Origin of the sequence: Pectobacterium brasiliense (assembly GCF_013449685.1) — a bacterium.
Classification (GTDB): Bacteria; Pseudomonadota; Gammaproteobacteria; order Enterobacterales; family Enterobacteriaceae; genus Pectobacterium; species Pectobacterium brasiliense_A.
Genome location: NZ_JACDSF010000079.1, coordinates 1 through 3,689, shown reverse-complemented (window position 1 = coordinate 3,689; position 3,689 = coordinate 1). Strand labels below are relative to the sequence as shown.

Below are 3,689 nucleotides of genomic sequence, written 5' to 3'. Positions count from 1 at the left end.
CAACAAAGTGGAATCCCGCCCTGACCCTGTACACGAGTTCATCACGTTCCGTTTCCTGAAGATAGATACTTCTTATTTTTCATGACCAAAATTTCCACCATGTTTTTTGCTTTGAACCCCTGATGTATCTTTGGGGGATGAAAATGATTCCAATGTTGTATTAACAGAAGGTGAATTATTTTTTATGTAATCGATTAGTGATATCCATTCTCCCTGTCTCATTGTTTCAATGTGCTCTAAAGAAATACCTATACATGAGAATTTAGTGTTACTTTGGTTCAGTACTTCCTGACACCAAAATAAATAAGCCTCGCCAACAGGAAAACCGTCATCCCAACTTTCTATGAAACCAGCATCTAATACAGTTTCTTTACGACAACGTGAAATCTGACAATCACCGAGATAGGAGAAGTCATTTTTCAACGATATTTCAGCTTTTTGCTGGCTTGAATAGAAGCACATTAGGTAAACCCCCTCGGCTGGCGCGAGTTCTGCGTAGTGGTCTTTTAGAAGCTTATGGGGATAGTCTATCCCATTTCTGTTTTCCCATCTTTTGGCGCGAAAGAAACCATCCTGAATTTTTTTAAGTTTTACAGCGGTATCGATGCGGTAAATGTAATCATCCATACAATAATCTCTTCGCGTAATATAATAAATCCGCTAACTATAGATTAGCGGATTCGTTTTCGTGGCTTTATCAGATAGCAAAATCTTCCAAGCTCTTACCGTTATCAAGTGCTTCCTTGATAGCTTTAGGAGTACGGCCTTGACCTGTCCATAACTTTTCACTGCCGTTTTCATCGACATATTTATATTTGGCAGGGCGAGGCTCACGTTTAGATTTTGCTGACTTGGTTGCAGAAGCAGAACCAAGCAATTCGGATGGATCAATACCATCTTCCAGAAGTTGAGCACGAAGAGCTTCAATTTTGGCCTGACGCTCTGCGTTTTGTTGCTGTGTGCTGGCTTCTTCTTCACGGCGATCTTCTACAATCACAGTGAGTTTTTCCAGCATTTCTTCCAATGTTGCCAGATCGGTTTCACGCGCCTGAGCACGTAGGGTACGAATGTTATTTAATACTTTAAGTGCTTCACTCATAACTTATTATCCTGATGGTGATAAAGAATCTTGGATGGATGTTATTAGGACTTACTATATAAATGCAGTATTGTATATCATTACAGATAAGTAAGTACAGATTAAAAAATATTTATGAGCACTAAAATTTTACCATCTGAAACAATAATATTATAAAATATTACCTGAGTAATTGCGATAATTAATCATATCAAGCTATTTTAATATAAATATTTTATGGGGTTCGCACATTGTTACTCTCTTTTTGTTCGTCTGTAGTTCTTCAATTAAGGTACTACATTCTAATATCTTTTATTATTCATAATAAAGAGATGTTAATTTGTAAGAAATTGATTCACGGTTGTATTGATTTATTTCTTTAACTTGCTAATTGAATAGTAGGTGAAAAATAAAAAAGGACAATGGAAATGAATAAACAATTTCAAAAAGGGTTCTCACTATTAGAACTTGTATTAGTTGTTGGCGTAGGTGCTACGGTAGGTTTTATTAAATTTCAGGATATGAAAACAGAACAAGAGAATGTTCTGGCTTCTGCTGTTGGTCAGCAAATGAAGCAGATGGGTGAAGCCGTGAATGGGTATATCAATATTCGTTACGATAAGCTTTCAACGTTATCGAATGCTGCCGAGAATGGATCAGATCCGGGTCCAAGGATGTGTAGTGATAGTGTATGTGAAATCACATACATGACATTAATTAATGAAGGATTATTACCTTCCAGTTTTACGGGGCTGAATGCACAGAAGTCTGCCTATAAGATAATATTAAAACGTGATGGTATCAGTCCTAACTATGTCATTAATGGATTAATTACTACAACGCTTCCTTGGTCTGAGGGATCAAAAATGCGTTATGACCTATTAGGAAAGGCGATGTTATCTGCTGGCATCGATAGCGGTATGACTAAGAGTGCAACTGTTGCTTCTGGCTATGAGGCTCAATGGTCTGAAAAAGCCTCTGACTTCCGTAATATTACGGCTGAGGGTCTATTAGCTTACCGCACTGGTTTTGATAGTACGATGTATACTGTTTATCTCCGCCGTGATGGAACATTACCTATGACAGGAGACTTAAATATGGGAGGTAAAAACATAGGTAATGCTAAAAACATCACAGCAACTGCTTCAGGCGATTTTGGTGGTGATATATCATCCGGTGGGAATATAATATCAGGAAAGCAGTTGATAGGTCATAATGGTGGTGGCGAGATATTCTATATTGGTGGTGGGGATGCTAATGACTATGAATTCAGATTAGGTTCAGCAAAGCCGTTAACATTATGGAGATCTGGAGGCTTATCAAATGAGCAGCGTCTTCAAGTATGGGGGCGTCAGGATAATAAAGGGGATTTTTTTGTAACCGGTGATAGTAATAGTAGCGGTAATATTACAGCCTCTGGCAATATTTTATCCAATAAAATTGTCTCAGGAAACTATCTAAAATCAGTTAGCGTTAATGTCTCAGGTCAGGTGTGCAATGAAATCGGTCTGATTAGTAGCGATTTAAATGGCAACATACTTTCTTGTGTTAACGGCAAGTGGGCTTCTCCTGCCAGTGATGGTATTCCTATTGGTATTCCTCAACCGTGGCCTTCAACAACAATACCATCGGGTTGGTTAGTCGCTAATGGACAATCCTTTAATAAAAACACCTATCCTAAATTAGCGTTAGTTTATCCTTCCGGTAAGTTACCTGACCTGAGAGGTTTATTTATTAGAGGAGACGATCAAGGCCGTGGATTAGATATTGGTAGAGATTTAGGTAGTTATCAAGATGATGCCCTACAGAAAATAACAGGCTCTTTTCCTGTTGCTAACCGTTATCGTGGACATTTTAATGGTTCATTTAAAACAACTGGAAACTGGAATACGAATTATAAAAATGGTGGTAATGATGATTGGGGAAAACAGGTTCAATTTGATAGTAGTTATACTACAAGGTCTGCTGACGAAACCCGACCTAAAAACATATCATTTATTTATATCATCAAATCAGAGTGAGATGTATATTCTTAATAAAAGATGAGTTGAAATATAATCCATATAATAAATTTTTCGTGTGTCAATGTGTTGAATACATTCTTTATTATATTAAAAATTTATTGAAGTAATTATCAATAATAAATTTCAACATGGATTAAATTTGAAATCAATAAGCTATTAATTGTATTATAAATACAAATCCGAAACAGGTAATATCATAGACACTCTGGCGGGTGGTTGGGGTTTCTACCACCGTGATCTCCGATAAGAGTATAACTATTCTAAATGAAATGCAGGCAGGCGATGTGAAATAAAAATATGCACAGTGTTTTGTATTTTTTAGCAATCAAAAAAATTTCAATGAAAATGGTTATGAATCATGAAAAAGAAGAAATCAAAGAAAAATCCGCTTGAGGAGACGGCAGTGTTAAGTCGAATTGCCAAAAACGCCTCACAGAAAGCGATCAACGAGGCATTCAGGGCTGGAATGGCTGTCCACTCTATTTCAGAGGGGAAGCTGATAAAAACGTATCCTGATGGAAGAAAAGAGTGTGTCAAAAATCTGAATATAGAACCTCTTTCTCCAGGGCGTCCGCATGAGTGATCAA

At 37.1% G+C, this 3,689-nt stretch carries 4 protein-coding genes; 2 read left to right on the top strand and 2 right to left on the bottom strand.

Annotated elements, in window-relative coordinates:
* Positions 1–72: 72 nt before the first annotated feature.
* Positions 73–627: a hypothetical protein gene (locus H0248_RS21075; protein WP_240346084.1), complete on the bottom strand. Its 555-nt coding sequence runs from the start codon at positions 625–627 to the stop codon at positions 73–75.
* A 70-nt stretch (positions 628–697) separates the two neighbouring features.
* Complete coding sequence (locus tag H0248_RS21070) at positions 698–1,099, bottom strand: H-NS family histone-like protein (RefSeq protein WP_180787367.1); 402 nt, start codon at positions 1,097–1,099, stop codon at positions 698–700.
* 407 nt (positions 1,100–1,506) lie between these two features.
* On the opposite strand from H0248_RS21070, the gene H0248_RS21065 reads away from it, so the two are divergent.
* On the top strand, positions 1,507–3,099 hold the full coding sequence (locus H0248_RS21065) for a tail fiber protein (protein WP_240346083.1): 1,593 nt from the start codon (positions 1,507–1,509) through the stop codon (positions 3,097–3,099).
* Positions 3,100–3,460: 361 nt separating this feature from the next.
* Positions 3,461–3,685, top strand: coding sequence for a hypothetical protein (locus tag H0248_RS21060; RefSeq protein ID WP_180787365.1), 225 nt, complete (start codon positions 3,461–3,463; stop codon positions 3,683–3,685).
* Positions 3,686–3,689 lie beyond the last annotated feature (4 nt).